Below are 25595 nucleotides of genomic sequence, written 5' to 3' on the forward strand. Positions count from 1 at the left end.
TGTCCAAGGCCTAAGCCCCTTTTCCCCGCGATCATCCAAGGGCTTTTCTTTGCAAATGGGAAGAATTAACGTATATTAATGGGGAACAATGGTCTATATCCGACCAGAGAAGGGGGAGGAACGGGTATTGAATACAGGGGGATCTTCATTTGAGGCTTCGCTCTTTGAGGTGCTTTATTGGTTCGCCATGATTGCCATGTCGCTAGTGCTTGCGGGAATTACCGTAGCTTTATTCCTTACAGGGCTCAAAATGGTCAAGTCCTCCCGCAAGGGCCTGGGGGCTGGTTGCATCGTCTTCTCACTAGTCGCAGCGGTTATGGTCTTCCTTATGGTGGATCGGCAGTTTCTGTAAAGATGTCGATTCTACTCCTTGAACTGCTTCGTTCTGGGAAGACGACTTTTTGAACTACCTCTTGTAGAGAACCTTGGACTCAAGCCACAGCCTTTATCGGGAACGGCATGAGTCTTTTTCTCTAAAAAAGTGGAAACCTAACTCAAGTTATTCGTATTATTTACATAGACCAATTTGCCTCATTGCAAAGAAAGAACCAGGAGGGTCATATCGCATGGGAAGTACACCACTGTGGAGTCAACGCTTCAAGAAGTTTTTCCTGAACAACCGTTTTGTCTTATTTCTGCTTATCGTATTACTGATTAGTCTGAACATTTTGGTATTCTCCAAAATTTCGTTCGTGTTCACACCGGTTACCGTGCTGGTCAAAACCATTCTGCTGCCGATCATCTTGACGGGAGCTATCTACTATCTGCTTAACCCGCTGGTCGATTGGCTAGAGAAGAAACGGATTCGTCGTGCTTATACCATTACAGGCCTCTATCTGCTTATTGCAGGACTGATTACACTTCTCGTCATGACGGTTGTCCCACTCGTACAGGAGCAGATCATGAGTCTTGTCGAGAACTTCCCCGGATATATGACGGAAGCACAGGAGCAGTTCGCCTTGCTCATTGGGAGCAACCTCTTCCATCAAATCCAGGAGACATCAGGTTTTAACTTCAATGATTTGACCCGTTCGCTGGCTGAGCAAGGCAGTGATCTGCTGAATAACGCCTGGTCCGGCATCGGGGGCTTCCTTGGCGCAGTGAAGAACGTCGTGCTGGCCATCATCACCGTGCCTTTCATCCTGTTTTATCTACTCAAGGACGGGAAGAAGCTTCCGCAATTTATTCTTCGTTATGTGCCAGTTCGCCTTCGCAGTCAGACGCATCATGTCATGACAGAGGTCAATGGACAGATCAGCTCCTACATCCGTGGGCAAATTATCGTCAGCTTCTGCATTGGCGTGTTAATGTATATCGGCTTTGTGATTATCGGTCTGGACTACTCGCTGACCTTGGCTATCATCGCATCCTTCACCAGCATCGTGCCGTATCTCGGTCCGGCTATCGCTATTACACCGGCATTAATTATCGCTATCGTGACCTCGCCGATCATGCTGGTCAAACTGATTATCGTCTGGACGGTAGTGCAATTAATTGAAGGTAAATTTATTTCGCCGCAAATCATGGGCAAATCACTAAGCATTCACCCGATTACAATCATCTTCGTAATCCTTACGGCAGGTAACCTGTTCGGGGTGCTTGGCATCATCTTGGCCGTTCCAGGATATGCCGTGCTTAAGGTCATCTTCTCCCATCTATTCCAGTGGTTTGAGCGGCGCTCGCATCTGTATGATCCAATCACAGCGGATGTGCCCACTCCTTCTGATGAGATCATTACTGAGCAGCCGCAACCCGGGCCCGAAGAGTAACACCTTAATCTAGTTCACTACAGATAGCTGTACAAATAAAACAGGCCCTCGCGGAAAACCCGCGAGGGCCTTTATAATGGCTATTAGTCTGCTTACTTAATCACACTCTTGTGGCTGGCCTTCTTCGTCCTTCATGCGGAACGACTGGCCGCAACCGCAGGTAGCGATGGCATTGGGGTTCTGGATGGTGAAGCCTCCGCTCATGCCCGACTCCTTGAAGTCAATCTCCAGACCGTTCAAATAACGAACGCTTTCCTTATCCACAACCACCTTCAGCCCATGAATGTCTATATAGACATCCTCTGCACTTTCCTCATCATCCAGTCCCATGCCGTAGGAAAATCCGCTACAGCCGCCAGGATTCACTCCCACCCGCAGGAACATCCCCGGCGTTTCTTCTTCAGCAAGCATATTTTTAATCCGCGCCATTGCGCTGTCCGTAATTGTAATCATGACCTTCACACTCCTTTAAGCAAATTATACTCCTTCTCCCTCATACGCTCAACAGATGTGATATTTCTTGTTGCAGAAATGATTTCCTCCAGCTATCATTGTTGCCCCCTTGGGATACGGGGTTTATAATAGGAAGGTAATTCATACAGTAATTGTACCAGGCATTAATTGCACTTGGAAACGGAGGGAACGCTATGTTCACGCTGGTTACCCCGAATACCGACAAGAGAATGGCCGAAATTGCGGATAAAGTCCGCAATGGAGAACGTCTCTCCCTCGAAGATGGGGTCTATTTATATGAAAGCGATGATATCTTGAGCATTGGCCAGCTTGCCGGTGAGGTCAATCTGCGCAAAAATGGCAAAAAGGTTTATTTTATTGAGAACATGAGTCTCTACTTCACGAACGTTTGCGAATCCCGCTGCGCTTTTTGCAGCTTCCGCAAGGATCAAGGCGAAGAAGGCTCTTATACCCTGTCCGGGGAAGAAATGGTGGCTTACGTGAAGCAGCACATTACCCCGGGGGTTCGCGAATTTCATATCGTGGGCGGACATAACAATCATGTGCCGTTCCAGTATTATGTGGATTCGCTGAAAGTCCTTAAGGAAAATTTCCCACAGGTCACTATCAAAGCCTATACCGCAGCCGAAATTGAATTCTATACTCGCTTGAGCGGATTAAGCACCAAGGAAGTGCTCCTGCGCCTGCAGGAAGCGGGTTTGGAGTCACTAACAGGCGGCGGTGCGGAAATTTTATCGGATCAATACCGTGAGAAAATGAAGGTCGACAAAGCCAACGTCGAGCAATATCTCGATGTCCACCGGACCGCCCACCAGCTCGGCATGAAGACGCCAACCACGATGCTCTATAGCTCCGTGGAGTCCTACGAGGACCGCATCCGCCATATGATGCAGATCCGTGAATTGCAGGATGAGACGGGTGGATTCCAGGTATTTATTCCGCTGTCGATGCAGCCACGTAACAAGAACGCCAGCATTATGCGGCGGAACTCGGCCTATGAGGATTTGAAGACGATTGCGATTAGCCGATTGATGCTGGATAATATTCCGCATATCAAGGCTTACTTCATTAATATTGGAGTGCAGCTCACTCAGGTAGCGTTAGCTTTTGGCGCATCGGATGTGCACGGCACAATTTTGAAGGAGCAAATCAGCCATGCTGCCGGGGCGCAAACTCCGGAAGGGATGACTCTGAAAGAACTGATCTGGCTTGTTAAAGGAGCCGGACGTATCCCGGTCGAACGGGATACCTTCTATAACGAAGTTCGCGTATACGAATAACTCTTGTTTGGCTTAAACCGCAGATTCGCTGATGATTTGGAGAATTCGCACAGCCAATTGCCCGGCATCCTCTGCCTCCACCTGCTTGCCATTAACAATAACGTAAGGGAAGGCGTAGCAGGTTCCGCAGTGGGTCAAGCAGCCATATTCATGAACTTCACAATCGTATTGCTCCTGAACCATGCGAATGGCCTCATGAGTCCCCAGGCTAACATTCCGGGTACAATATTCAAGTAAGTGTTTCACCTTCGGGCCTCCCTGAAGAAGGATTTAAATTTTAGACATTATGTAATATAATAAGACGAGAAAGGAGTTGAAAACAATGAGTGAGCATGTACAAGATAAATTATATGATGAAGTGCTGGAAGTTTTGGACAAACTGCGCCCATTCCTGCAACGTGACGGCGGCGACGTAGAACTGGTGGACGTAGAGGATGGCATCGTCAAGTTGCGACTGATGGGAGCCTGCGGTAGCTGCCCAAGCTCCACGATTACCCTCAAGGCAGGGATCGAGCGCGCTCTGTTTGAAGAAGTAGAAGGCGTTGAAGAGGTCGTTCAAGTATTCTGATCTCATTAACCTAAGCGATAACTATTCTGCTCTTCAATGGAGTATGAGAAGTAAACCCGACCCTTCGGCGATTTGCCGGAAGGTCGGGTTTTTTGTGGTTGTGCAAGTCTGCTATGCGTTCACCTGTCATGTGCGGATCAGGTCGGCTTAATCCAGGGACGAACGGGGTCCAAGCCACCGGACACATCCATAATATTGCCGGTGACAAAGTCAGAATCCTCATGACACAGGAAAGCAATGACCCGTGCTACATCCTCGCCACTTCCCGGCCTCCCCAGCGGTGTCTGCCCGTCTTGAAGCTCGCGAGCTTCCTCAATAGTAGTCTCCTTGTTCCTCCCGCGAATATCGCCGGGGCATACCATATTAACAGTGATTCCATATGGGGCCTCTTCGACGGCCAACGTTTTGGTGAAGGACACCAGCCCCGTCTTGGCCGCAGCATACACCGCACGGTGTGGCCAAGCACGCGATTCTGCTGCGTGTCCGAACCCGAAATGAATGATCCGTCCCCAGTGCTTCTCACGCATGGCCGGAAGCACCAGACGATCCAACAGCAGGCTACCCACCAAATTCCCCTCAATCATCTCCAGCACCTCGTCCTGGCTATAATCGGCGAAGGGTTTACGCTCCCGGATAAAAGGACCCGCATTGTTGACCAGGATATCAATCGTCCCTAGTTGCTCCTCTACCTGCCCGGCTAAATAAGTGATTTGCTCACGCCGTGACACATCAGCTTGCACCGCAATACAACGCACGCCCCGCTGCTGGATATCGGAACGGAGGGAGAACGCTTCCGATTCGCTATGTACGTAATTCAGCGCAATATCAAAACCTTGCTCCGCCAACGTCAATGCCGTCCTTTTTCCGAGGCCTTTGGCGCTCCCGGTAATTAGGGCTATTTTTCTACTCAACGTTTCTCCTCCTCCCAGAGTACACTCCCTTTAAGAGGTAGTTCAAAAATTCGTCTTCACAGTACGTAGCTATTCAAGGAGTCGATTCGGCATCGAATCTTGAATTCACCCGGGACTTCCGTTGCTCACGTACCCACTACGTACGCTCCGCTACTCAGTCCCTAGCTTCATCCAACCTTCTTGGTCCTGTAAACCCGACTTTTTGAACACTCACTTTAAGTATAAAAGATTCGGCGCGTTCCCACAAACGAGAGCAAAAAATCCCGCTGCGAATTTTCGCAGCGGGAGAGTATTACCATGGAATGAATTACCCTGGCGTATTATTAAAATACCGGTACCAAGGCACCTTCATAGGTATCATTGATGAACGTTCTGACTTCATCCGAAGTAAGCGCCTTAGCCAGCTTCTGAATGGCTTCGGAATCCTTGTTGTCCGGACGAGCTACCAACAAGTTGGTGTATGGGGATTCTTTGTCTTCAATGAACAAAGCATCCTTCGTCGGATTCAAATCAGCTTCAAGCGCATAGTTCGTGTTGATCAAAGCCAGATCTACTTCTTCCAATTGGCGAGGCAGCATAGCTGCATCAGCTTCAATGATCTTCAAGTTCTTCGGATTTTCAGCAATATCCTTTTGAGTTGCTGTAATTCCAGCATCCTCTTTCAGCTTGATCAAGCCTTGATTTTGCAACAGCAGCAAAGCACGACCACCATTTGATGGATCATTAGGAATAGCTACCTTCGCTCCGTCAGGAAGCTCATCGGCGGAAGTGTATTTTTTGGAGTAAGCGCCAAACGGCTCCACGTGAACCCCTACAACTGACACAAGATCAAATTTGTTTTGCGTGTTTTGTTCGTCCAGGTACGGTTGATGTTGGAAATAGTTCGCATCGAGTTCTTTCTCGAATACCTGTACGTTAGGTTGTACATAATCGGTAAATTCCTTCACTTCCAGCTCCACGCCTTCTTCCTTCAGCTTTGGAGCGATAAATTTAAGAATATCAGCATGAGGCACAGTAGCACCTACGACCAGTTTCACTGGCTCGGAAGTTGTTTCGTTACCGCTGTTCGCTGCATTTCCTTCTGCTGCCGGAGTATTTCCTTCCGGCGTATTCCCCGCTGTATTGTTCCCTGCATTGTTGCTTCCGCAAGCCGCCAACACCAATACCAAAGCCAGTGTCAGTACGGATAAAGTCCATTTTTTCATCGCAGATTCCCCCTTAATTTGTTTTGAATAAGGATAAGATTATATATTATTGTTTCCTTATTTCCGCGTAAAATGAATAACTAGCCGGTCACCCAGCATTTGCAACAATTGCACTAAAATAATCATAAATGTAACAGAAACCAGCATGACCTCACTTTTGTAGCGGTAATAACCGTAGCGAATGGCCAAATCACCCAAGCCGCCCCCGCCAACCATACCGGACATCGCCGTATAGGAGACCAGTGTAACCACCGTGATTGTCATCCCAGCCAGTAAGCCTGGTAACGCTTCGGGCAAGAGCACCTTGCGAATCAATTGCAGGGACGAAGCCCCCATAGCCTGGCAAGCCTCAATCACCCCACGGTCCACCTCGCGCAGCGCCGTCTCCACTAATCGGGCAAAGAATGGGGCCGCCCCGATCACGAGCGGTGGAATCGTTCCCTCCACGCCACTTGATACCCCCATAATAGCCCGGGTTACCGGAATCAAGGCGACAATCAAAATAATAAACGGTACGGAACGAAGTATGTTCACTACCAACGAAATAATCCTGTAAACCCATCCTAATACCGAGGATTGAGAACGTGAAAAGACAAATAACATGACGCCTAAGGGCAATCCCAGGATGAAAGTAAACAATGTAGCGTAACCCATCATCTGCAACGTATCCACCGTTGCTGTACCCATTTCCGACCAATCAATGGTACTGAAGTCTAACTCTTTCATGATTCAAGCACCTCCACGTCAAGATCCCGTTCCCGCAGCAGCCGTAGTGTCTGTTCTACATCCTGCCTGTCACCTTCAAACGAAACCGTCAGTTGGCCGTAAGGCGTATCCTTAATGGTGGAGATGGTGCCTTGCAAAATTGCAAAATTCACGCCTGTCTCCCTGACAACCTGGGACAACACGGATTCATACGTCTGGGCCCCCAGGAAAGTGATCTTTACCAGCTTGCCTCTCGCTGCCGACGAGGCGGCTGCCGCAAGCTTCAAGCTCTCTTGACCCGCGTTCTCGCGGTGCAAAAATTCCTGTGTTACCTCATGTCGCGGCTTCAGAAATACTTCTGTCACCGGACCTTCCTCCACAATGCCGCCTTGATGAATGACCGCGACCCGGTCGCAGATGCTCTGGATCACATGCATCTCGTGCGTAATCAATAGAATCGTCAGTTGGAACCGCTTATTAATATCAAGCAGCAGCTTGAGAATAGAGTCCGTCGTTTGCGGGTCCAGTGCCGAGGTAGCTTCATCGCATAGCAGGACGTCGGGATCACTAGCGAGCGCCCGGGCGATGCCTACCCGCTGCTTCTGCCCACCAGATAGCTGAGCCGGATATTTGCTCTTGTGCTCCTCCAAGCCAACCAGGGCCAGCAAGCTGTCTACCTTCTTAGCTATAGACGCCTTCGGCGTTCCGATCAGCGTTAGCGGGAAAGCGATATTATCGTAAACGGTAGCTGAGGCCAACAGGTTGAAATGCTGAAATATCATGCCAATCTTACGCCGGCGTTCTTGCAAATCTCGCTTCCCCAGCTTCGTCAGATCCACATCGCCTACCCAAACCTCGCCTTCCGTAGGACGTTCCAGCAAGTTGATACATCGAATCAATGTGCTCTTGCCTGCTCCGGAATGGCCAATCACTCCAAAGATTTCACCCTTTTTCACACTTAAATTCAAGCCCGATAACGCCACGGTGAAGGTCTTCTTGCCTCCATACACCTTGGTAACATCCTTAAGTTGGATCACTTATATTCACCCCCTATGTATGTTATTTGTACAAGCCGATATAAAATAAAGAGCCCCACAGAATCAAAGGGCTCTCTTTACGTAAAGACAATGCCTTCTCATCTGCCAAAACCAACCGCGCAACCGCTTGGTTTTGAAGGATTTAGCACCATGACATCCGTTCCCCGGGCCTTACGGTATCTTACACCGTGCCATGAACGAATCGGTTGCTGGGCTTCATCGGGCCTTGTCCCTCCGCCTCTCTCGATAAGAAATATGAAATTATCATATTACAGTTCATAACATAGAATGAAACTATTGATGAGTATAATGAGTTTTGCCGGTTTTGTCAAAGAAAAAATACATTAGCCAGCAATCAACTCTTCGTAATTTTCTTCCAGCGCTGCTGAACATAGCCAAATACAGTCAGATAGGTCTCACAGACCATGTGGTAGCCCCGTTCCAAATCACGGATATGTTGATCGAGATCCTCCAGCTCCACCTTACCGAATAGGGCTTGATGCCGCTGCCACAAATCATCCTTCATTTCCGAGTTCATATAGTGGACTTCCGTATTCCGACGTCTGCGTAGAATGTTCAGCGTTTCCCGGTATTCCTCTTTGATGGCGTTCAGCTTGCCGCCTAAATCGGGATGAACCTTGAAGTAAGCAAACTGACGCAGCACCGTAAAGTAGGAGAAATGTGTCTTCACCTTGGAGGTCTTGAGATCGAACAATTCGTTCAACACCGTACCGAGCTTGTCCAGCGCCGAGAACACACGAATGAAGCCATCCTTGTAAAAGTAAACGTATCGCGCATAGTCAGCCCGCTCCTGCGAATCCATATCCTCCACCGAATCCTTGCGAACTTTCTGGCGGAAGAAGGTCGCGGCGAACAGGCACTCCTCCAATTCTTCCAGGGAAGAAATTAGTCCACGCGTCCATATTTCAAGCTTGCGGTAGTCATGCGACGGGTCTTGATGGTCTTTGATTTCACGCTGGAGCAGTTGAACCGTTTGCCCCATAGCATCCATCGAACTTGCAAATATGCCGTCATTTTGTCGAGGTGGTTCACCAAGCAAGCTGCGAAGCATAGTTTACCTCCGTTTCACAGAAAATAGGATTTCCAGCGCTGATCGACCAAGGATACGATATCCTCTCTTGGGAACAGTTCATCCGGATAACCTGGCTTCATACGGGCATCAATCACAAGTGGCAGACTGTAGGACAGGTGATGCTGGCGCACCTCGGCGGCAGCATAGATATCATTAGCCGGATTGAACCGGGTAAATACCGTCCACAAAAATGCCGTCTGATCGTAAGCCGCTGTCTTGGCGTCATCCACCAGGACTACGAACGGCCAGGCTGTTCCGCGTTCGCGCAGACGGCCAAGCACCCGCTCCGCGAGCTCAGGCTCATCCTCATAGGATGCACCGGAAACGACAAGGCATCCGTCATGAAAAACTTGGATGCTGTTGATCTCCGCAATGTCGCCTTCCTCATAAGTGCGCGGCAAATCCCGTATCGGGTCGCCCACTCCCATAAGAATAGCCTTACTGCCATGATTTAGCTTATGACCTGTGTAATCCAGCGTGTCATGGGATGTATTGTTAATAATAAACAAATCCGTAGCCGGGTCAAAACGTTCCAGAATGGTCTTAAGCAACAGACGGAAATCTGCCAGATCTACCAGCTTGTCCGTCAGCATCAGAAATTTGGTCAGCGATAGCTGCCCTTCACCCAGAATACGGAAGGCCGATACCAGCGCTTCCCGAGAATAACTCTCACGAACCACGGCAGAGCTTAACGCATGGAAGCCAGCCTCGGCGTAGGTCCATAAAGAGCGGACATTCGGCATAACCATTGGAAAGGCAGGTGACAGAAGCTTCTGCAGGAAATCCCCTAAATAATAATCCTCCTGCCGCGGCTTGCCGACAATGGTCGCCGGATAGATGGCATCCTTGCGGTGCCACATATGGTTGACATGCAGAACCGGAAATTCATGCTGCAACGAATAATAACCAAAGTGATCCCCGAACGGTCCTTCCAAACGACGTTCAAACGGGGGAACCAGCCCGGAGATGGCGAATTCCGATTCCGCAGGAATGCGGTGTCCGCCTAGCGGATTTTCGATCATCGGCAACTTCTCACCTAGAATAAACGAAGCGACCAGCAGTTCGGACAGATGCTCCGGTACCGGGGAAATAGCTGAAGCCACCATCGCTGGCGGCCCTCCCAGGAACACGGAAACGGTCAATGGTTCTCCGCGCTTCTCAGCCTCATGGTAATGGAAGCCGCCACCCTTCTGAATTTGCCAGTGGACCCCGGTGGTCTGATCATCATATAACTGAATCCGGTACATGCCCAGATTGTTCTCCTTGGGTTGGAGTGGATTCTCGGTATAAACTAACGGCAACGTAATAAACGGGCCGCCATCCTCCTGCCAGCTCGTTACCTTTGGCAAATCCTTCAGTGGCGATTCCGTACGGCATACGCCCAGGATGGGAGCTTCACTCTTGGTGACATTCTTCATTCCCACTTTGAGCACGTCACGGATAAGCCCACGCTCATTCCAAATTGCTTTGGGCGTAGGGGGCAACAATTTATGTACGGCATCAACAAGCTGGTTGGCGAGCATTTCGGGCCGTGGACCAAAGGCCATCTCCACGCGACGAATGGTACCGAACAGATTAGTGGCTACCGGGAATGGCGTTCCCTTCACATTAGTGAACAGAAGCGCCGGGCCACCATCATCAATGACACGCCGGTGAATTTCGGCCAATTCCAGATATGGATCGACAGGCACATCGATGATGGCAAGCTCGTTTTCCTTCTGCAGTGCATCAATCCATTGACGCAAATTTTTGTAGCTCATTCCTAATAATCCTCCTATAAAGACCGGGACAAGGGCCTACCGGCTCGGTCCCATGCCCCGGTCGTCACGTTTCGTTTGCTATAGACAAGAGTATACCTTATCCGGCAACCGCTTGGCGAACCTTACTTTCTAGAGGTTGTTCAAAAAGTCGTCTTTCCACAACGAAGTTACTCAAGGAGTGGGTTCGACATCGAATCTTGAATTCAGCGCTCTCAATATGCCTGATCGGCTTTCGTTTTGGAAGGAGGAGTCCTCTTCTCCCCCCGGCTTAGCTGCCAGGTGCGGACACTCAGGTAGCTGAGCACGCCGAACAAGGCGGCAAGCACGATGATATGAGCCAAAGAAGCAAACAAATAAATGTGATAATTAGTTAATGTATAAACGATAAAGGCACCGGTGAAGACTTGAACGATCATTAATAGCGTTGCCGCGAGCCCCAGCTTGCGAATCTCCGGCAAGTCGGGATGCTTGCGAAAGGCCACATGGCCCACAGCCGCGATCACTACCATAAGAATTGCCGCGGCCACCCGGTGGGCGAACGCGATGCCTACGCCCCCGCTAAGCTCCGGGATAAGCTGACCGTTGCATAGCGGCCAGCCGGTGCAGCCACCTGCTGAATCGGTATGGCTGACATAAGCCCCTATGTATACCACGATGTAGGTGTATCCAGTCGCTATCCAGGTCAGATTGCGGAACTTCCGGCTAACCCGTGCCGTCTTGGCAACCTCATCTCTTCCTGCAGCTTGTCCCCGTTCTTCCTCTCGAATGCCAAGTACGAGCATGACTGAGCTCGCAAAAGCGATCAGAGAGAATCCAAAATGAAGCGCCATGACGGCTGAAGAAGTTGGGTACATAACGGCCATAGCTCCCATAAAAGCCTGTACCATCACAAAGACTAAGGCCAGAAGGGAGAACGCTTGCAAATCTTTGCGGTTCTTACGGTAGCGCCAGAAGGCGATAAAGGTTGCCAGCGTCAGTAATCCTGCCGCTCCGCTTACCGCACGATGAGAATATTCAATGACCGAGGCTACCGTATGGGCAGGCACAAATTCACCATGGCAGAGAGGCCATTCGTTGCCGCAGCCAAGTCCGGATTCTGTCTTGGTGACAACGCTGCCCCCGAAGGTTGCCAGCAGCATGACCAGACAAGATGCATAGCTAAGCCACTTCAAACGTTTCGTATCCAAATGGTTCACACCTTTTATGATTCGATAGAAAATCCAATAAACCCCTTTCATTATAACCGATCAAGTAACCACTTTCATAGGCAGATATACATAAAATGTTCAAAATTAAACACCGCCGCAATGTTCTTCCTGGCGGCGGCGTGATTAATATTATGGCGCAATTATAAGTTGAACTTCATCATTTTTCTCGCTTGCTTGTTAGGCCTTTTCTGTATTTTGCTCTAAGGCCTGATATACCTCCAGAGCCCGGTTCAGGAAGCTTTCAATTTCCTCCCGGGATTTGCGCAATTTATTAACGAAGCGAACCAGTTCTTTCCCATTCGCATACGCCACGAAGCTCGGAATACCCAGGATATTCTGCTCCTGGCTGACCTCACCCACCTGTTCAACGTCAACCTCAATTAGCGTTAACCGACCTTCATACGCCTGCTCTACCTCCGGCATAAAGGGATCGATGAACTTGCAGTCCCCACACCAGTCCGCTTTGAATACAGCAACGGTCAGACTCGAAGCTTCTATGCTAGCTTGAAATTCTTCAGAAAATGCCATTTTTCTCATCTCAATTCACCCTTTCTTCTCTCGTATCTACAGTCAACCAAATGCAGGGGTGGAAGTCAAATATTTAGGACATACTATATAGAAGTGTTGTGATAACAGGAATTTATGAAGCAGGTCAGGAAGGGAGTATATTGCCATGGATCGGTCATCCCGTACAGACGGAACGTCGTCAGCCCATCGAATCACCAGGTTTATGCATCGCTGGCCCGACGCCATCCGACTTATGATTACGAGCCAGACTGCCGCCTTCTCAGACTCCTCCCAGTTGCGGGAAGCGCCTACGTCTTTGGGTTGGAGCGAATCAGCCGCTCGCACCGTCATTACGGAAATCGAGGATGTACTACGCCGTGGCCTTACTCCCCGTCCTTCGGCTGAAGCCTTGAGTGCAGAGGACCTTCAGCTTGCGGAGAGCATCGCTGACGAGACCCGTCAAGCAGGGATTAGCAACATCACGCGAACGGCAGCTTACCTGGCTTGTTACGAGGCTTGCCCAGAGCTGCATTGGGCGTTCCTCGCCCACATGGTGTCCCGGAATGCCGGATACAATATGACCGATTTGCAGGGCAGCAGGCTGGAGGAAGCCTTGGACCCGGAAGCCAAGCGGTTGAATTACCGCTTCCTGGAGCGGAGCAATGCCCTGATCTTTCAGGATGCCTATCCCCAGCTTCTTCTATACCGGAAGAGTCGGGAACGTGGAGCCAGCCTCTTTCATCTGCTGCCCTATTTCCATGTCTCCCGATTTATGACCCCCTTCTGGGAACGCTTCTGGATTGATCGCGGCAGCGCTCTGCTCACCGTAGGTCTGATTATCAACGAACAGAATTATGTTGAGAAGCGGGTCATTCAGCATCCCTATTTCCAGAAGTATGTGACCAGCACGGCGGGCTTTCATCTCTTCAGCCTGACGGGCTTGAATCAGATCGTGTTCCCGTTGCTGGAACGGATGGAAGGCATGGACGCCAGTTCGGCACTACTGGCGGAAGATCGAGCTGCGTCTAGTGAACCACCTCTGGCTGCAGATGCAGCCAAGGGAGCGAGGCGTGACGCAGAAGAAGGGGACGCGGCGTGTACGAACGCGCCCCTGGACGGGCAGGCTGCCGATTGGAAGGTGCGGCGTCTCGCCGGCCGCACCGTCTCGGACTTCGGCAGCCTTTCTGCCCGCATCGCGCTAGGCAAAAGCCTGTACGCGATGCTGATGGGGTACCGAGCCGTGCGCAGCGGCGCGGAGCGGTTTGCCGCGAGCGTGCCGCATAGCGGCTCGCGGGCGGATTATTGGCCGGACTTGTTCACGGCCAATCCGGAAGAAGCGCTGACGACGCCCACGCAGGCGTCAGCGCTTCTGGACATGGAGACGCTGCCGCCAGGCGAGCGTCTCTACAGCCCCAAACTGCTGAGCGTTTGGGGCGACACCCCCTATGAGCCAATCTCCAGAGAGGATTGGCTCAAGGACCTTCGTGCGCTGGATGGCATCAGCGCACCAAAAAGGCCGTTCCTGTGCGACATCAGTCGCAAGCACAGGAACGGCCTGCTCAAGACCGCATTAGTGCACGATGTGCTGGATAAACCTTAGCGGTCAGCGGACCTTACCCTCCCCCGTTGCAACCGCATCAACGGCGACAATACCTTGCGTAGTGGTGCCGGGTAGCTCGCCAGCTCGTCCTTGCGGACGACGCGCAGCAGAATTAAGAGTACAGGGTACAGCGCCACTACAGCTACACCTACAATTGCACAGGTGAGGAAGAAGGCAATACGGGCTGGCATCAGGTCCACCATTTGATTGCCCAATTGGTTCAGACCGTAGCCTACCCCAGACAAGGCAATGACGGTCACCAAAAATCCTGCCCAACGATTGCCCATCAACGAGAACGGTACAATCCCCTTGATGGCACGCACATTAAGCAGCGTAATCACAAGGAAGCATAACCCGGTCGCGGTAATGATCCCGTATATCCCCATAAATTGAGCCAACACCACACTGGCTCCCAGCTTGACCGCTACCCCGATGCCCACATGAACCATCGATAGATTGGCCTTGCCAACCCCCAGCAATATGGAGTTACTAGTCATCATCGTAATTTGGAATATCGTCATGAACGTCAACAGGGCAATAATGCTGCTACCGTCCCGCGTACTGAACAACAGGCCGTTCACAGAATATGCCGCCGTTCCCAACGCCAGTATAATCGGCATACCGCTCAATACGGCCACTCGCATCGCCAAGGTGACCTGCCGCTGCAAATGCTCCTCGTCCTTCCGCGCATAAGCTGCGGAAATAATCGGCACCAGCGATTGACTTAGTGCGATTGCCAGGATTGGCGGAATGCCAGCGATCATTTGTGCCCGGTTCCCCAGAATACCCAGCAGGTAGGTGGAGTCGCTTAAGCTCATTTGACCACTTAACAATGGGTTTAATATAGAGTTATCAATAAAGTTAACGGCCGGAACGGCCAACGCGGTTAATACAATCGGGATAGAGAGCTTGAAAATTTCCCCATAAATGCGCTTGAGGGGCATACGAGACGCCCCGCTAGTTGCCGCATGGCTTGCTTCAGCACGATCCTGCCGCGACATTTTCATACTATAATAAAGCATCACCATAAGGGCAGCGCCCCCGCCCAATACGGCGCCAAAGGTAGCGCCTGCCGCAATCGTCTGGCCTGAATAACCCCAGTGAAACAGCAGGAAGGCTAACAGTATGCCAGTCGCTACACGGACAATCTGTTCAATTACCTGAGAGACTCCACCAGCGATCATGATGTTCCGTCCTTGCAAATAACCACGAATCATCGCGATAAGCGGGAACAACAGCAACGCCGGCGCCAAGGCTCGAATCGCCGTGACGGACTCAGGAACCTTGGAAGCTATGGCATAATAAGGCGCCAGGATAAAGAGCAGGATGAACATGACGACACCAGCTACCGCGGCAAAAAGAAGCGCCGCCTGATAAATGCGCCTCGCTTCCTCCGGACGATTTAAGGCGTGCCTCTCCGACACCATTTTGCTTAGCGTACTCGGAATGCCCGCCGTCGCCAGCGTTAACAGCATAAAGTACGCCGCATTGGCTTGGGAATAAGAGGCATTCCCCACCTCTCCGAGAATATGCTCTAACGGAACGCGCTGGAACAAGCCCAAGACTCTGGCAATCAGCGCTGCCCCTGCTAAAATCAACGTACCTCTGACAAACGACTCTTTCTTCGACAACTCGATTCCTTCTTTCCCCACAAGCCTGATAACTAATATTGCTCACTAGAAATAGCTAAAATAGGCCACAGATGGATGGCTCACAATAAAAATCAGTGTTGACGTTGCTGCGTGAAGATGCGGTGGCGGCCCCCATGTACACTGCCGATTGCATACTAACGGGAATTCCTCCTGCTAATCCGGCGTAAATCCAGCCTATATAAGATATAACAGGAAATCCTCCAGTTAATATAGAGCTTCTCAAGTAAAAACGGTGATTGAGTAACAATTAGCATGAGAAATTCCATATAAATACCTGTTATACCTATAAAGGCAACCATTTATCAGGACTATTTCCCGCTAGCACCCACTAGTACCAATAAAATCACATTTTGCCACCTGCCTGATCAGGGAATCGCATTGGCATGCGCAATGGATTCATCACGCTTCTATCTAAAAGGCAACAATCCAGATGATGAACACAATAATCATCACAATCTGCAAAATGATTTTGACCACCATACTGCTGAACAAACCTACTACCGAGCCTATCCCAACCTTAAACGATCTGGACAAGGACTCTCCCTTGATCAACTCGCCAATCATAGCGCCAATGAGCGGACCCAATACCAGACCAAAGGCTGGAATGACAAAAGGACCCACAATAATGCCAATGGTGCTAAGCCAGACCGACAGCTTGCTGCCGCCGAACTTCTTCACTCCCCAAGCCCCCACAGCATAGTCGGCTACAAATAGAACGACCACGATCAGCGTTTGCAGAATCCAAAAGAAGGGACCAAATGAATCGAAGGAGAAAAACCAGCCGTAGACAAAAAAAGCAAAGTAGATGGCAAGCGCACCTGGCAATACGGGATACACAGCACCCGCCAGGCCTACAGCAAATAGGGCAATCACGATAATCCAACCTATTACGGTCAGCAAGTGAAGTCACTCCCCCGTCAGAACATAATCACGAATAATCCAGGCAATTCCGTCTTCGTTATTTGTAGCAGTAACGACATCCGCCTTCGCCTTGACAAACTCCTGAGCATTCCCCATGGCCACACCAAGCCCGGCAGCTTCAATGGCTGCCAAATCGTTCAGGCTATCACCGATGGCTACGACCTCGGACATTTGCAAGCCAAGCAGTTCACATACAACTTGAATCCCGCTAGCCTTGCTAATGCCCTTCGGATTAATCTCCAAATTATGCGGAGAAGAGTTGGTAATTTGGAACGAATCCATCTCCTCCAATTCCCGCAAGATAGCCATCCGTACGGCATCATCTTCGGTGAAATAACCAAATTTCAGCCAATGGTTGCGTTCGAGCAACTCCGGCAGCCAGCTTCCTTCATTGAAGCTGCCCTCTACCGAATTCGCCCAGAACCACACTTGCTTTTCCCGGGAAATTTCATATAGCCTTGCAATCAGCGGACGATCCAGAAGGATCCGCCGATGCAGTTCATGCGGGGACTTCCAAATCTCGCTGCCGTTGACCGTAATCATTGGTGTTCCCAAATTTAGTTGGTCTCCATAAGGAATTGCCTCGTCATAGCTGCGGCCTGTGGATAGGCAGACATGAACCCCGGCCGCGGCAGCCTTGCGAATCCAATACTCTGTTTCCGGTGTAATTTCATGAAGATCATTCAGCAACGTCCCATCCATATCGAGTGCCAGCAGTTTGTAATTCAAAAGACAACTCCCCCATCTCCATGTTCTTGTCTCTATAAGCTACCGTCATTTTACCATATTCCCAAGTAGCCAACAAAGCTTATCGGGCTTTGGATAAGCCTTCCAGAACAACCATCCGTTCATGAAAAAAGACTCTACCCTGCTTCACAAGACCAACATGGTCCCATGATTCAGGATAGAGCCCTTGCATAAGAGCGTGATTATTAATGATCAGCTTACGATTTCAAGAGATAATCGCGCTGACCTTAAGCTGCCGCGGAGTTCATCCGTCTACGTTTTCCCAACCGAGCCACCAGCCCGTGAGAAGGGGACAGGATGAACGCTAACACGAACAAGATTCCCGCTACCGTGACCATGGCTCCAGCGATGGAAGCATCCAGCCATTTTGCCGCATAGTAGCCGCCTGTTGCACTAATCGCACCGATCAGGACGCTATAAACGATCATCATACTGAGCCGGTCGGTCAGCAGGTAAGCTGTAGCAGCAGGAATGATTAGCATTCCAACCACTAGAATGGCACCCACGCTTTCGAAGGATGCTACAGTGGACAGCGAGACCAGACCCATCAACATATAATGGAATAACGCCACCGGGATGCCCACAGCAGCCGCGAGCGCCGGGTCAAAAGCACATAATTTAAATTGCTTGTAGAACAACCCGATAGCAGCAAGGACAATCAATAGCGTACTGCCAAGCATCCAAACAGCTACAGGTCCCATATCGTAACCGTTCCACACCCATGTATCCCATTGCACATATGCAATCTCGCCGAACAAGACACAATCAAGGTCCAGATCAATATGGGCCGCATTCCGGCTAATGATAATAACACCGATGGCGAACAGGGCAGTGAACACAATACCGATGGACGCATCCGATTGAAGGCCGCTATTTTGCAGCAGTTGAATCAGAAATACGGTAATCAATCCAAGTACCGCTGCCCCAAACAGCATTAGCATGGAATCTCGGGAACTACTGATCAGGAATGCAATGGCGATACCAGGCAATACGGAGTGACTAATGGCATCGCCAACCATCGCCATTTTGCGTAAGACGAGAAAACAGCCCAATATCCCACAAGTAGCAGCCACCAGGGTTCCGGTGAGAATAATCCAAAAGTCCGTCATATCATTCCGTCCCCCTTTCTACTGTCTGACTTTGATGAACAACGGCGCGACCCGCATACTTCTGTACCTCACTGCGACTACGCAAATGCCGGAGCCACTTGGCCAGAAGCCCCCGATTAGGGGCAAACACTGCAGAAACGAAAAATAACGCCGTGGCGGCCAGCACCGTTACCGGGCCAGTCGGTAAATTGGATAAAGTCGAGCTAATTAGCGTTCCGGTCACTCCTGATAAAGCACCGAACACACCCGCCAATACGACCATGAGACCTAAAGCATCCGTCCAATATCTTGCGGCCACAGCAGGCGTGATCAACAAGGCCGCTACAAGTACAACACCTACAGCCTGAATACCAACGACGACCGCAATAACGGTCATCAGCAGCAACAGTTGCTCCAGAAATGCCACTTTCAGCCCCATCCCCCGGGCAAAACCAGGGTCAAAGCTGACCAGCTTGAACTCCTTGAACAACAGCGCACATACTGCAATCAGAAGCACGGACACCGCACCCATCATATAGACGTCCGATAGCATCATGGAAGCCGCTTGACCAAACATGTATTTATCCAGTCCGCTTTGGTTCCCGTTGCCGCTATGCTGAATCTTGGTCAGCAGGACAATCCCGATCCCGAAGAATACGGACAATACAATGCCCAGCGCCGCATCCTGCTTAATTCGTGAATAACGAGTAATGGCTGAAATACCGAAGGTAGCCAACATGCCCGCGATAATAGCGCCCAACATGAACAGTCCCACCGACTTGACCCCGCTTAGCATAAATGCGATACATATCCCGGGCAAGGCTGCATGTGCCAGCGCATCCCCGAGCAAGCTTTGCTTGCGCAAGAAGGTGAAGGAGCCGATTACTCCGCTGCCTAAGCCAAGCAGCAAAGATCCGGCCAATATCCATTGCATGTTTGGATCGGTGAACCAACGTATTAAATCCGCTAACATGGCGTCACACCGTCCCTGACGGCACAGTAGCAAAATCAGCCAGCATGGCAATTCGGCCCCCGTACGTACTATGCAAATTAGCAGGCGTAAAGGTCTCTTCCGTTGGACCCGCAGCCACCAATTCCCCGTTCAGCAGCAATACATGATCGAAATACTCCTTCACCGTTGACAGGTCATGATGGACAACTAATACGGTCTTCCCTTGTTCCTTAAGCTCATGCAGCAGATTAATGATCGCTTTCTCTGTGGTAGCATCCACGCCAGAGAACGGTTCATCCATAAAATACAATTGCGCGTTCTGAGCCAGTGCCCGTGCCAGAAATACCCGTTGCTGCTGCCCACCGGACAGTTGGCTGATCTGACGGCCAGCAAAGTCTGCCATGCCCACCTTCGCCAAGCATTCCATCGCAATCTGGCGCTCCTTGGCACCAGGCCGACGGAACCAGCCAAGATGTCCATACCGACCCATCATGACGACATCCAGTGCGTTTGTTGGGAAATCCCAATCCACAGATTCCCGCTGCGGCACATAGCCGATAATTTTGCGTTGCTCGCGATAAGGACGATCATAAATACGAACTTCGCCGTCCAAGGCTGGAATGAGGCCAAGCACCGCCTTGAGCAGCGTGGACTTCCCGGCCCCGTTGGGACCGAGAACTCCAATTAATTTGCCTTCCGGTATTTGAAAGGATACCGATCTAAGTACCGGTTTTTTCTGATATGCAACGGTCAAATGACTGACTTCCAGCGGATAACCTTTCATTTTACTTCCCCTTTTCTATCGTGCTTTCTTATTTTATTTCAGCGCCTCCACGATGGTGCTTACGTTATGTTCAACCATTTTAATATACGTATCTGCATCCGATCCTGGCTCTCCCATGGAATCCGAATAAAGCTCGCCACCGATCTTGACGGTATGGCCCATCTCCTTGGCCCCGGCAATAACCGCCTCCATGGATTTGGTCGGAATACTCGACTCCACGAACACAGCCTTGATCTTATTCTCTACCAGGAAATCCCGCAGCTTGCTGACATCCTTGGAGCCATACTCAGCCGCTGTGCTGATGCCTTGCAATCCCATAACCTCGATGCCGTAAGCATCTCCGAAGTACCCAAACGCATCATGAGCAGTTACCAGGACCCGGTCTTGCTCCGGGATCTCGGCAATTTGCCGTTTTACTTCCGCATCCAGCTCTTCCAGTTGAGTAATATACGCCTCAGCATTTTGTTGATAGGTCTCAGCATGATCCGGGTCATAGGCGACCAGCGTATCGCGAATGGTCTCCGTAGCCGAAATCCAGTGGCGTACATTGAACCAGATATGTGGGTCATATTGTGAACCCCCTGCATCCGCACCGGATCTCAGCAATTGAGGATCGATATCCTCGGATACCGGAACTGTTGGCTTGCGATTCTCTATCTTTTCAAAAATTTCTGTCATTTTCCCTTCCAAATGCAAACCACCGTAGAAAATAATATCGGCTTTATCCAGCTTCTCAATATCGCCTTGGGAAGCTTTATATAAGTGAGGGTCCACGCCAGGGCCCATCAGACCGTTGGCTTCCACTTCCTCACCGCCAACCTGCTTCACTACATCCGTAATCATTCCAATCGTAGCCACGACCTGAATGGGCTCTCCGTCCGCGGGCCGTTGCACCGAATCGGCTTGCCCTTCCACCTTGGAGCAAGCGCCCAATATAATGAGGGCCAAAATCCCCAACGTCATTTTTGCCCGATGAAACGGGCTTTTCTTCACTTGCATCTCGTTCATTACTTGAACTCCTCTCCATCATACATTGTTTTTTTCTCAAGTTGTACAAGTAAACACTTGTTTACTTAAACTTTGTTTTTTAGTTGAATATAAAAATGTTTCCCTAGGGCAAATTTTAAGGGAAGACACAAAGAAAAGCAAGAGGAAACTTTACCATGTCATTAAAAAAGATGATATTACTTAAAAATCGATTATCTTAACAATAGTTAAAATTTTAGAAAGTACTAAAAATAATCAATTAACAATAAAAAATTTCTTAAGACTGCCCTTGGAATAAAGGGCATCAGGAATCTTTTAGAAATTAACCCGCGCTATATCCACAAAATATATTTATTACTTAATTTTCTCATTTATTGGTTGAAATACATTTAATAGAAAATTATAATATAAATATACTAAATATTAGGAGGTTTAAAAAATGAAAAGACTTTCTATGTTTGCATTGTCCATTGTTCTTTTGCTTACTTTCTCCACAAGTGCCCTTGCAGCAACAACTGGTAGTGTAACATCAACACGCAAAGATAATGCCGCTAAGCAGATAACACTGACCGGAGCTGGGAAATATATGAAATTTACAGTTACTTACTCTGGAAGCGACGGAAATGGATGGGGGGAACTATATAAAGTGACGGGTTCAAATACTATGGAAGAAGTAGTTAGTTTCTCTGTAGATTACCTCAATAAAAGTCGTTCAACTGATGTATGGCTTGACTTAAATGCAACATATATTTTACAAGCAGACGTTGATATCTATGCTACTTCACCAAGTGCCTCTGTTACAGCTTCAATAAGAGAGAGATAAGCAACTATATTCTTTCTGGTTGGTTAATCAGAATAGTTTTCTAATTAAGTAGTTGCTATGAAGAATGTGTTATCTACTCAATGAGTAATAGAGTAAAAAAATTAAGTTGCCTTAGCTCTATAGAATTTCGAGCTAAGGCAACTTAATTATTATCTAATCATACATAGTTATTAATGTATTTTTACAAGTATTTTTCAATAGCACAAAGTTCATTCTTTAAGTTTCTTCGGTACTCCATCCAGTCCATATTCCTGATCATACGCATCAAAGATTTTGCGAGCAACCGGTGCAGCACTCCAAGCGCCAAATCCACCCTCAGGAATAATTACAGCTACGGCGAGCTTTGGATTTTCACGTGGAGCGAAAGCAATGAACACACCGTTGTCCCTATTCTCGCCTTTAGCATACTGTTCAGAGGTACCCGTCTTGCGTGCATAATCATATGGGAAACCCGAGAAAACGGAACTAACATTTGTCTTCATACCACCAATAACTTCATTCCAGTGAGCTTCCTCAAACTTAACTTCATTGATTACTGTAGGTTTGAATTCCTCAATAATGTTACCTTTCTCATCCGTTATCTTACTGACAAGATGAGGCTTCATTCGTTTTCCACGGCTTGCCAAAGTAGCAGTATATTGGGCCAACTGCATTGTTGTGTACCCCCCCTGCTGTCCGAAAGAAGCATATACTAGCCGGGATAAGGCTGTTTCAGACTCATTGTTATACGCTAATGAACCCAGGAATTCTCTCGGTAAGTCAACACGCGTAGATACACCCAGCCCAAACTCTTTCATATACTTATCCCATATCCCAATCCCCTTATCACCATACTTACTGTAAAGTTTTTCACCGACCATCTCTACCATGAAAGTGTTGGATGAATGAAAAATAGCGCCCGATGGATCAAGTGGTCCATATGCTTTACGACCTGAGTTTCGAACACTTGATGAATCATTTTTACCAAAGTAGGCAATTCCTCTATCATTGTAATACGTCGATGTGGTAAATAATTTTTCGTTAAGTCCTATTAGAACAGACAAAGGCTTAATTGTAGAGCCGAGCAGTACATCTGAACCAAAACCATGTCCTGATCGTCCTGAACTATATGGAGTTATTGCTCCATTCTGATAGTTGAGCATGATTTCATTCCAGTCAGTTGGATCAATTCCTCCACTTTGCCAAACATTTGTATCATAGTCTGGCATACTTGCCATGGCTATTACATTACCTGTATCAACTTCCATCGCCACAGCATAACCCGTCTTAGCATTAGGGTGTGTTCTACCTGACACAGGATTTTTGTGAACCCAGTCAATCTGATCAAGAATTGCCTGTTCAGCAATCATCTGAATATCTTTATTAATTGTTGTGTGCAAATCATAACCCTTTACAGGTGGAGTAATCTCAGCAATCCCCGTAGCCATATTACGCGGATCGATAGGTACACTTTTGTAGCCGTTCTTGCCGCGAAGCTCTTCCTGATAATATAGTTCCAATCCATCAAAACCAACAAGTTCCGATTCTGTATATTGCAGAGCCGGATCAGTTTCTTTTTGCTCACGAATATCTTTATAGTATTTAAGATCAGAGGCATCAGTGGTCGATGCACTAGAAAACTTCTTTAAGTAACCAATCGTCTGAACAGCTACCGTATCCTTATCATAATGGCGAATGTTTTCCTCCAAAATATCTATCCCTGGAAATTCACTTTTCCGTTCCAGGAAATAAGCTATCTCCTGTGAGGTTAAATCCATCTTGATGCGGCGTGGTGTGAATCCATTATCTCTCCGATAATCCAAATCCATTACATCAACAATCTGCTCTTTGGTCATGGCGGTATCCGCCTTGCCATACTTATCGAATACTTCCTTCAATTTATCGGCAAGCTCCAGCGCTTCCGGGCGATTCTTCAGCCCTCGCTCCGTGTTGCTATAATCCTTCTGCAGCGTGATGTATAAGGACTGTACCGGCGTAGAATAAGCCAGCTTCTCCCCGCCTGCGGCATAGATGGTTCCCCGGGTAGGTGCCAGCGGTACATCCTTGACGCGCAAACTGCTCTCCTGCTGGGAAAGGGTTGGCCCCTCCACGAACTGCAAAATGGCCAGTCGTACAATAATTACAGTAAAAATGGCAAATGCGCTAAAGAAAAAAATATTCAACCTTATATTAAAATGACGCTGCATCGCAATTTCCTGCTCGCGTGGATCTTCTCCATAGGCGCTTTTCACCTGTGTTCCCCCTACTTTCATGACATAACTCATTCTTGTCCAAGCTCACTTATTCCTATAGTAACATAACGAAGTAAGACGCAGTGTAGTTACGCCTTACTTCGGAAAAAGTTTAATCTCTTAACTTAAAATGCTACCTCTTAGATTCGTTGCTCCACGATATGTGTCTCACTAAAGGCAGGCGGATTAAACCAATCTCCGCTCCCGGCCCAAGTTGAATCCAGAGGAATCCAGGTATCCTGCTCTGACAGATACACCTCGTTCCAGGCATGCGGGCCATAACCGCCCTGCCCATCATAACCAAGTCCTGTCACCACCTTGACCTCTAAGCCTTGAGACCTGGCCATTACGGCATACAGCCGGGAGTAGTCAATACATACTCCAAGCTTCGTGTCGAAGGTCATCTGCGGCGTCTGTTCATGCCAGATCCCCTTCTCTTCATAATCCTTCACCTTGTCGTAATCATAAGACACACGAGAGCCAACCCAATCATATAACAGACGGGCCTTTTGCTCATCCGAATTGGCATCTGAGGTGACTTCCGCTGCAGCTAGCTCGATATCCTGAGGAATATTGGCATCAATAACCTCATACTTCTGCTGCAAAATACCGCGAAGCTCGGCTTCCACTCCGCGGGTGAACACGGGAAGCTTTTCCTTGATTAAGTTACCGGTAAGCGGCTCAATCACCGTCCTGGCTCCCTGCTGGTACACGGGCGATGCCTCTATATAACGACTAAACGGGCTCCCCGGGAACAACGTCACCACGACAAACAAAATGGCAATCAGCACCAGGCAACGTGCAGCACCAATCACTGCTCCGATTGAAGCCCCGGTTAAGCGGCTAAATAGCGTGGCCCGCCGCTCTCGCCTTGGTGACAGCCAACCGAATAAAGTATTGCCACCATGAATGAACCCGGCAAACACTCCCGCTAGTGTACGAACGAGCCAGTACATGAAGAGGTAAACCAGGGCAAAACGCAGTAATGGAAAATCCCGTACAGCCATAATAATCGTGTGGAGTACTTGCTCCCATTTAGCCAGCTCTCGACTCGGAAGTGGGAGTTCTGTCAACCAGGCCTGAATCTTGGGAGACATCCACAATGTCAATGGAATTGCAGCCGCAACACCAATCAGTGACAGCATGCCGCCACCGACCAGCGAGAATAAACGGTCCGCCGACCGCGAAGCTCCCCGCATCAGCCCTTGAAGCACCGAACCCAGCAGCACCAGAAGCAGAACTATCGATATGAAATTGTATTCGCTTATGTTTTGCAATGCTGCTGTCATATTA

25 protein-coding genes and 1 riboswitch are annotated in these 25595 nt (G+C 49.1%); of the genes, 6 read left to right on the forward strand and 19 right to left on the reverse strand.

Features of this window, described 5'->3' with window-relative positions; all coding sequences use genetic code 11:
- Nucleotides 1–127: 127 nt before the first annotated feature.
- Complete coding sequence (locus AC1VOR_RS19895) at nucleotides 128–352, forward strand: hypothetical protein (RefSeq protein ID WP_187377743.1); 225 nt, start codon at nucleotides 128–130, stop codon at nucleotides 350–352.
- A gap of 214 nt (nucleotides 353–566) precedes the next feature.
- On the forward strand, nucleotides 567–1769 hold the full coding sequence (locus tag AC1VOR_RS19900; RefSeq protein WP_482620406.1) for an AI-2E family transporter: 1203 nt from the start codon (nucleotides 567–569) through the stop codon (nucleotides 1767–1769).
- Between the two features lie 96 nt (nucleotides 1770–1865).
- Here the strand turns inward: AC1VOR_RS19900 and AC1VOR_RS19905 are convergent, their stop codons facing one another.
- A complete protein-coding gene (locus tag AC1VOR_RS19905) occupies nucleotides 1866–2222 on the reverse strand; it encodes a HesB/IscA family protein (protein ID WP_482620407.1) in 357 nt (118 codons plus the stop codon).
- A 194-nt stretch (nucleotides 2223–2416) separates the two neighbouring features.
- Between AC1VOR_RS19905 and mqnE the strand changes: the two genes are divergently transcribed.
- Nucleotides 2417–3523 carry an aminofutalosine synthase MqnE gene (mqnE, locus tag AC1VOR_RS19910; protein ID WP_482620408.1) on the forward strand — a complete coding sequence of 369 codons (1107 nt, stop codon included), beginning with the start codon at nucleotides 2417–2419 and terminating at the stop codon, nucleotides 3521–3523.
- Nucleotides 3524–3535: 12 nt separating this feature from the next.
- On the opposite strand, the gene AC1VOR_RS19915 is transcribed toward mqnE, so the two are convergent.
- Nucleotides 3536–3769: a DUF1450 domain-containing protein gene (locus AC1VOR_RS19915; RefSeq protein ID WP_482620410.1), complete on the reverse strand. Its 234-nt coding sequence runs from the start codon at nucleotides 3767–3769 to the stop codon at nucleotides 3536–3538.
- 76 nt (nucleotides 3770–3845) lie between these two features.
- Here AC1VOR_RS19915 and AC1VOR_RS19920 point away from each other — a divergent pair, with 76 nt between their 5' ends.
- A complete protein-coding gene (locus AC1VOR_RS19920) occupies nucleotides 3846–4091 on the forward strand; it encodes a NifU family protein (RefSeq protein WP_018754084.1) in 246 nt (81 codons plus the stop codon).
- 137 nt (nucleotides 4092–4228) lie between these two features.
- Here the strand turns inward: AC1VOR_RS19920 and AC1VOR_RS19925 are convergent, their stop codons facing one another.
- From AC1VOR_RS19925 to AC1VOR_RS19960, 8 genes are all read right to left on the reverse strand, one after another.
- Nucleotides 4229–5002 (reverse strand): SDR family oxidoreductase, encoded by a 774-nt coding sequence (locus AC1VOR_RS19925; RefSeq protein WP_482620412.1) that lies wholly within the window; start codon nucleotides 5000–5002, stop codon nucleotides 4229–4231.
- A 323-nt stretch (nucleotides 5003–5325) separates the two neighbouring features.
- Nucleotides 5326–6207, reverse strand: a complete 882-nt coding sequence (locus AC1VOR_RS19930; RefSeq protein ID WP_482620414.1) for a MetQ/NlpA family ABC transporter substrate-binding protein — start codon at nucleotides 6205–6207, stop codon at nucleotides 5326–5328.
- A gap of 57 nt (nucleotides 6208–6264) precedes the next feature.
- On the reverse strand, nucleotides 6265–6933 hold the full coding sequence (locus tag AC1VOR_RS19935) for a methionine ABC transporter permease (protein ID WP_482620416.1): 669 nt from the start codon (nucleotides 6931–6933) through the stop codon (nucleotides 6265–6267).
- Nucleotides 6930–7949, reverse strand: a complete 1020-nt coding sequence (locus AC1VOR_RS19940) for a methionine ABC transporter ATP-binding protein (protein WP_482620418.1) — start codon at nucleotides 7947–7949, stop codon at nucleotides 6930–6932. Before AC1VOR_RS19940 ends, AC1VOR_RS19935 begins: the two co-directional genes overlap by 4 nt.
- Nucleotides 7950–8044: 95 nt before the next feature.
- Nucleotides 8045–8202, reverse strand: a riboswitch (SAM riboswitch).
- A 102-nt stretch (nucleotides 8203–8304) separates the two neighbouring features.
- Nucleotides 8305–9021, reverse strand: coding sequence for a Cthe_2314 family HEPN domain-containing protein (locus tag AC1VOR_RS19945; protein ID WP_482620419.1), 717 nt, complete (start codon nucleotides 9019–9021; stop codon nucleotides 8305–8307).
- 14 nt (nucleotides 9022–9035) lie between these two features.
- Complete coding sequence (locus AC1VOR_RS19950; RefSeq protein WP_482620420.1) at nucleotides 9036–10802, reverse strand: UbiD family decarboxylase; 1767 nt, start codon at nucleotides 10800–10802, stop codon at nucleotides 9036–9038.
- Nucleotides 10803–11014: 212 nt separating this feature from the next.
- Nucleotides 11015–11989, reverse strand: a complete 975-nt coding sequence (locus AC1VOR_RS19955) for a COX15/CtaA family protein (RefSeq protein ID WP_482620422.1) — start codon at nucleotides 11987–11989, stop codon at nucleotides 11015–11017.
- 198 nt (nucleotides 11990–12187) lie between these two features.
- The gene (locus AC1VOR_RS19960; protein ID WP_482620423.1) at nucleotides 12188–12547 is read right to left on the reverse strand and encodes a thioredoxin family protein; all 360 of its coding nucleotides are present in this window, start codon (nucleotides 12545–12547) and stop codon (nucleotides 12188–12190) included.
- A gap of 136 nt (nucleotides 12548–12683) precedes the next feature.
- Here AC1VOR_RS19960 and AC1VOR_RS19965 point away from each other — a divergent pair, with 136 nt between their 5' ends.
- On the forward strand, nucleotides 12684–14117 hold the full coding sequence (locus AC1VOR_RS19965; protein WP_482620424.1) for a DUF2515 family protein: 1434 nt from the start codon (nucleotides 12684–12686) through the stop codon (nucleotides 14115–14117).
- On the opposite strand, the gene AC1VOR_RS19970 is transcribed toward AC1VOR_RS19965, so the two are convergent.
- The 7 genes from AC1VOR_RS19970 to AC1VOR_RS20000 form a co-directional block, all read right to left on the reverse strand.
- Entirely contained in the window at nucleotides 14114–15748 is a 1635-nt protein-coding gene (locus tag AC1VOR_RS19970; protein WP_482620425.1) for a putative polysaccharide biosynthesis protein, read from the reverse strand. The two genes, AC1VOR_RS19965 and AC1VOR_RS19970, sit on opposite strands and share 4 nt — an antisense overlap.
- Before the next feature lie 432 nt (nucleotides 15749–16180).
- The gene (locus AC1VOR_RS19975; RefSeq protein WP_482620509.1) at nucleotides 16181–16666 is read right to left on the reverse strand and encodes a DUF456 domain-containing protein; all 486 of its coding nucleotides are present in this window, start codon (nucleotides 16664–16666) and stop codon (nucleotides 16181–16183) included.
- Nucleotides 16667–16675: 9 nt separating this feature from the next.
- Nucleotides 16676–17419 carry a Cof-type HAD-IIB family hydrolase gene (locus tag AC1VOR_RS19980; protein ID WP_482620427.1) on the reverse strand — a complete coding sequence of 248 codons (744 nt, stop codon included), beginning with the start codon at nucleotides 17417–17419 and terminating at the stop codon, nucleotides 16676–16678.
- 245 nt (nucleotides 17420–17664) lie between these two features.
- Nucleotides 17665–18546, reverse strand: a complete 882-nt coding sequence (locus tag AC1VOR_RS19985) for a metal ABC transporter permease (protein ID WP_482620429.1) — start codon at nucleotides 18544–18546, stop codon at nucleotides 17665–17667.
- Between the two features lies 1 nt (nucleotide 18547).
- Nucleotides 18548–19498, reverse strand: coding sequence for a metal ABC transporter permease (locus AC1VOR_RS19990; protein WP_482620431.1), 951 nt, complete (start codon nucleotides 19496–19498; stop codon nucleotides 18548–18550).
- Nucleotides 19499–19502: 4 nt separating this feature from the next.
- A complete protein-coding gene (locus AC1VOR_RS19995) occupies nucleotides 19503–20261 on the reverse strand; it encodes a metal ABC transporter ATP-binding protein (RefSeq protein WP_482620433.1) in 759 nt (252 codons plus the stop codon).
- 33 nt (nucleotides 20262–20294) lie between these two features.
- Entirely contained in the window at nucleotides 20295–21269 is a 975-nt protein-coding gene (locus tag AC1VOR_RS20000; RefSeq protein WP_482620435.1) for a metal ABC transporter solute-binding protein, Zn/Mn family, read from the reverse strand.
- 418 nt (nucleotides 21270–21687) lie between these two features.
- Here AC1VOR_RS20000 and AC1VOR_RS20005 point away from each other — a divergent pair, with 418 nt between their 5' ends.
- Entirely contained in the window at nucleotides 21688–22071 is a 384-nt protein-coding gene (locus AC1VOR_RS20005; RefSeq protein WP_482620437.1) for a hypothetical protein, read from the forward strand.
- A gap of 209 nt (nucleotides 22072–22280) precedes the next feature.
- On the opposite strand, the gene AC1VOR_RS20010 is transcribed toward AC1VOR_RS20005, so the two are convergent.
- Both AC1VOR_RS20010 and AC1VOR_RS20015 read right to left on the reverse strand, forming a co-directional pair.
- Entirely contained in the window at nucleotides 22281–24302 is a 2022-nt protein-coding gene (locus AC1VOR_RS20010) for a peptidoglycan D,D-transpeptidase FtsI family protein (RefSeq protein WP_482620439.1), read from the reverse strand.
- Nucleotides 24303–24442: 140 nt separating this feature from the next.
- Entirely contained in the window at nucleotides 24443–25591 is a 1149-nt protein-coding gene (locus AC1VOR_RS20015; RefSeq protein ID WP_482620441.1) for a transglutaminase domain-containing protein, read from the reverse strand.
- Nucleotides 25592–25595 lie beyond the last annotated feature (4 nt).

This window comes from Paenibacillus sp. 1SOY10 (genome assembly GCF_056836745.1).